General features: G+C 47.8%; 6 protein-coding genes. All 6 read right to left on the reverse strand.

The annotated features are described in order from the left end of the window. The coding region (locus HMPREF9304_RS09490; protein WP_036928497.1) for a TraG family conjugative transposon ATPase at positions 1-1,241 on the reverse strand (1,241 nt) is incomplete at its 3' end. Continuing rightward, positions 1,241-1,573 (reverse strand): DUF4133 domain-containing protein, encoded by a 333-nt coding sequence (locus tag HMPREF9304_RS09495; RefSeq protein ID WP_036928498.1) that lies wholly within the window; start codon positions 1,571-1,573, stop codon positions 1,241-1,243. The genes HMPREF9304_RS09495 and HMPREF9304_RS09490, both read right to left, overlap by 1 nt. Before the next feature lie 2 nt (positions 1,574-1,575). After that, entirely contained in the window at positions 1,576-1,878 is a 303-nt protein-coding gene (locus HMPREF9304_RS09500) for a DUF4134 domain-containing protein (protein ID WP_036928499.1), read from the reverse strand. A gap of 151 nt (positions 1,879-2,029) precedes the next feature. Continuing rightward, the gene (locus tag HMPREF9304_RS09505) at positions 2,030-2,800 is read right to left on the reverse strand and encodes a hypothetical protein (RefSeq protein WP_036928501.1); all 771 of its coding nucleotides are present in this window, start codon (positions 2,798-2,800) and stop codon (positions 2,030-2,032) included. Next, entirely contained in the window at positions 2,800-3,303 is a 504-nt protein-coding gene (locus HMPREF9304_RS09510; RefSeq protein ID WP_036895276.1) for a DUF3408 domain-containing protein, read from the reverse strand. Before HMPREF9304_RS09510 ends, HMPREF9304_RS09505 begins: the two co-directional genes overlap by 1 nt. Positions 3,304-3,317: 14 nt before the next feature. Further along, on the reverse strand, positions 3,318-4,091 hold the full coding sequence (locus HMPREF9304_RS09515; RefSeq protein ID WP_036895274.1) for a ParA family protein: 774 nt from the start codon (positions 4,089-4,091) through the stop codon (positions 3,318-3,320). Positions 4,092-4,494 lie beyond the last annotated feature (403 nt).

Genomic DNA, 4,494 nt, shown 5'->3' on the forward strand with positions numbered 1-4,494 from the left:
GCCATCTTGATACCGAAGGGAGAGAGCGAGTCCTTGTAGTTGGTCTCAGCCGTGAAGAAACAGAGAGCCGGCTCGATAAAGGTATAGAAACTCTCCTCACTTGGAAAGTCGGCGGCATTGCCGGGAATACCTGCCCAATAAAGGGTTGCCGTATCAATGGTGTTGTGTCGTGGCTTGCACTCCATCAGTGCCAACGCGCTGCCCACATCATTCTTGATGTTGCGGAGTTCCTCCTTGTCCTCGCTCCATGCCAGCACGTTGAAGTGGGCACGAATGGAGGTCAATCCCTGTGAGTGGGCGACGTTGAGATACTCTTGTATCCACTCTTCGTTAATCTGATTGGAACGGGAGTAGCGGGCAAGCGAGTGCATGTTGCGTGCCTGCTTCTCAAACCTTTGCAGGTTGTCATCGCTGTCCTCGATGAAGATGTACTGATTATAGATATGGTTGCAGGGCAGCATCAAACCTACGGGAGCGGCAAAGGAAAGTCGGCAGTCGCTTCTGTCCGTTGATAATCGCTCATAGCGTGTGTCGGTGGAAACACTTGTGGGCAGGTCGTCCGTATCTGACAGCGTATGCAAACAAAGGCGGTTGTCCCCTATACGCACAAGGTCTGCTCCTAATCGTATGTCTTCCAAAGAAGCGTGTCCTTCTTCAGAAAGGGAGAAGTAGCGGTCTAAGAGTCCGCCTTTCTCTGCTGTACCCACCAAATCCTCCTCCATCATACGGCTGAGTCGGATTTGCTCCGTGTCGTTGATGATACGCTCGAACTGGTCCACGGCTTCCATAAACTTGACGACTTCCTCCTTGTCGGTAATCTCCTTGGGAAGTAAGTGTCCACGGCAGAGCGACGAAAAGTTGCTCTGTCGCTGCATACGCTGTTTGTTGGTCTTGGTTAGAAAGAGATAGACCGAGTGGTGCAGGAAAGGACGCTCGTTAAAATGTCGGTTAGATGCACGTGAGAGGAAACTAAGTCCGCTTTCTGCCATCTTTGGTTGGTAACATTCCTTGATAAACCAATCCTGCTTATGCACGATGGTATAGTTGGGCAGCACCTTGACCGCCTTATGCCATGCCGAGTGCATCGCCTCGTATTCGGCAGAGGTGACGGTGAAGAGTTCGGGCAGCTCCACACGGAAAGCCACCGTGATGTCAGCATCCTTGCTCACCATACAACCCTGCTCGATGGAGAGCAGCGGAAACTTCGCTTCCAAGGTAGTTATCTTGCTTTTGTTTCTCATTATGCCTTGCGTTTTGATTTGAGGTTACGGATAAGGTGAAAGACGGTACGGCGGTTCAAGAGGTAGCGCGGGTGCATCTTAATGGCTCCCTGCTTCATCAGTCCGTATCTGCCNTANTTGCGGTTCATNGCAAACGTTTGCCACACGACGAGTGTTGCACCCACTAAGCCAAGACCGAGGCAGACNANCTGGTCNATGCCNCAGAGATAGAGCACCACCACGAGAAAGAAGACCGCCAGCAGTCCCCCAGCAAAGAGGAAGAGGTANTGNGCCTTCAAGCCCTTGAACTCNACCGTCCGACCTACACCTTTATTGATTTCCCACTCNGCCATTNTTACANGAAGAANGAACGTANGATNGTGGCAGCCACAATNAGGAAGATACACGCACCGAACCAAGAAGCGGCTGTCTTGCTCGTATCGGGGTCGCCACTTGAGAACTTGTTGTATACTTTTATTCCTCCGATAAGACCCACTACGGCACCGATGGCATAGATGAGTTTCGTACCNGGGTCGAAGTAGGANGTTACCATTTTTGTGGCTTCGTTGATACCTGCCATACCNTTTCCCTGTGCNTACGCTNCTGCGGTGGTCAGTGCCGTCAGGANCAGCATCATTGTGATTTTTTTGTTGTTCATTTTGCTGTTTATTTTAAGTTGTTAAACGAATTGTCTTCTTATGGAGGTGTCAGGGGTGGCTCGGTTTTATCGTATGATAGATATTGGCTGATTATTTTACTTTTGAGCCACCCCTGCATTCCTCCGAAATATGAAAATCAAGAAACCATTTTTACAGATAATAGGACAGCGGTCTGTCGTCCGCCGTGTTTTCTTTGTCGTCTCCTCTTTCGTCCGCTTCGGACTCGGAAGAGGATGCTGTTTCTTTTTCCTGCTGTTCCGCCTCCTCAGCTTTGCGAATGGCGGCAAGAAGTCGTTGATGGTCGTGTTCTTGCTTGAGCGTGCTCTCTTTGAGGTGTTCCATCAACTCCGTGCCTCGTATGGCTTGAAGGGTCTCATGGATGGTTTCCTCATTTTCTGTCTGAAGCGCATCGTCATTCTTGTGCCAGCCACTGACACGGGCGATGTCCCGTGAGAGGATTGAAGTCGGTGAAACTTCGGGCATGGCTTCATCGGCAATCAGCAGGTCTTCTTTTAAAATGGAATCCTCTTCAGGTTCGTCCATTGTGTAGGCGACCTGCATTTCATTGTCCTTCTCCCGTTCGTCGGTATGCTCCGATGGCGATTGAGGTGGGATTGGCGACTCCGTTTCATCTTCTTTGCGTACATTTTGCGCTGCAAAGGTATCGGGATTATCGGCTGAATTTTCAGACGGGGAAACGGCGGGAACTTCGGGGACAGACGGGGAAACGAAGGGTTTACTTCTGCCCACCAGAACATGGCGAGCTTGTGCTATCTGCTCATTTGTTACGGTAGGTCGCTTTTTGGCTTTTTCTGCCGGTTGTGGTGCTGTGTGTCGGAATATTCTCCAAAGGTATGCGATGCCCAAAAGCATCCATACAATTCCAAGCAGCAACAAGATATTCATAAGTAATTCCATCATCATAAGTTTATGGTTTTATTGCGCCTACGCTGTGAGGCGGTGTGGTTCAACATATCCTGATAGGTCTTCAGGTGGTCAAGAAGAATGTTTTCTATATATCCTGTAATGGAAGCCTCCGAGCGAAGGTCGCTCAATACATCACGCAGAATTTGCAGGATTTCGGTGTGAATGCTGAAACCTGACTTGTTGCGCCCGTTACGGACGCTTGTCAGAAAACGTTGCTCGTATTCCTCAAAGTCTAATGCCATAGCTGCATTCATACCTTTACCTACTTTCTTGCGCTTGGGAGAGTGAACAACCTGTTCGGTAGAAATATCGTTGGTCTTTTCCTCCTTTTCTACATCTTCTGAGACGGGGTCCTCTGATAGGATCTCTTCGTCCAAGTCGATGGGCTCATCAAAATCAGGAGTGTTTTCTGCCGTGCGTTTCTTGACACCAATATCCGCCATCTCCTTCATTTTTTCCTGAAGCAGCTGTTCTCGTTGTTCCTTTAATGAACTCATACACTATCCTCCGTTTACAGTTTGATTTTCCGCATGACTTCCGCCACCCATTCATCCACTCCCGTCTGCGGACGGATGGAAATTGCAGGAGGAAGGTAAGAGCATCGGAACACGCCTCTTGTTCCTCCCTGTGCCAGTTCTCGACTAATCCTAACAGAATGGTAGATACGTGAATCAAGGATGGTCAGTCCTTGTTCTTTTGCGTTTTCAGTGAACAAATCAATGACCGTGGTACTCGCACTGCGGTTGATCTTGTTCCAAAGCAGGAAGAAGTCCTGAATACGTGAACCTTCAAAGCCAATCCCCAACTCACAGATGGTTTTGGCATAGGCGAAACTCGATGCCAGCGACTGAGGGTCGGCTTCTATCGGAGAGATAATGTAGTCCATCGTAATGGACAAGTCCATCAAGGCACTTGTAACTGCATGACCGGGAAAGTCAAAAATAACGAGTTGCGGAGGGGAAGCTTTCTTTTTAATATATTTCTCAATATCACCGACGGCACTCTCCGGTTTACTTCGGATGATTGGGTATGACTTTTTGCCATAGCAAGCCAGACGCTCGTGAAGTTCCTTGCCCAGTTCGGGGGAGGACTCGATAAGGTCTCTGTCCCGTTCGCGTAGCTTGAAGAACGATTCCTGTGTGCCGTCGCAGTCCACGACGGCAAGAGGGATATTCTTTTCGTAGTATAAGATAGCTGCCAAGACTTCCGCAAGGCTGCTTTTGCCCACTCCGCCCTTCTGTGAGGCGAAGCCCAGATAGATGGGTGTTTCGTTTTTCTTTTTCATAATCTTGAATGGTCGTTAGTTGTGTTATAAATTATTTTTTAACTTGACTGATAAGTCTGATTACGTCCAAAGTTGAAACCTTATTCTTGACTCGACTCAAAAGTCGAATTTTGACTTAGGTTAAAATTGACTCAGCTCAAAGGATTAAAATTGACTATATCCTGAATTTCATTCGGATAAGAATCACAGAGGTTGAAACTATCTTCTTGCACTCTACATTCAAATGAATTTTAAGTTGACTTTTCACTGAATTCGGTTGCAAAATAACAAGGTTTTATCCTAAGTTTCAACTACCTGTGAAGTACAGGGAAATGCGAGGAAAAAGAGTGAATACCATTGATAATGAGATATTTGAAAACTCGCCGTAACTTTGCAGGCGAGAATAATACATGGAGGTAATATC

This window comes from Hoylesella timonensis S9-PR14, assembly GCF_000762405.1.
In the GTDB taxonomy this organism is placed as follows: Bacteria; Bacteroidota; Bacteroidia; order Bacteroidales; family Bacteroidaceae; genus Prevotella; species Prevotella timonensis_A.

Excerpts from the sequence above, each read along its gene's own strand:
- HMPREF9304_RS09510 (WP_036895276.1), bottom strand. The coding sequence starts at position 3,303 with ATGAGTTCATTAAAGGAACAACGAGAACAGCTGCTTCAGGAAAAAATG.
- HMPREF9304_RS09505 (WP_036928501.1), bottom strand. The coding sequence starts at position 2,800 with ATGATGGAATTACTTATGAATATCTTGTTGCTGCTTGGAATTGTATGG.
- HMPREF9304_RS09515 (WP_036895274.1), bottom strand. The coding sequence starts at position 4,091 with ATGAAAAAGAAAAACGAAACACCCATCTATCTGGGCTTCGCCTCACAG.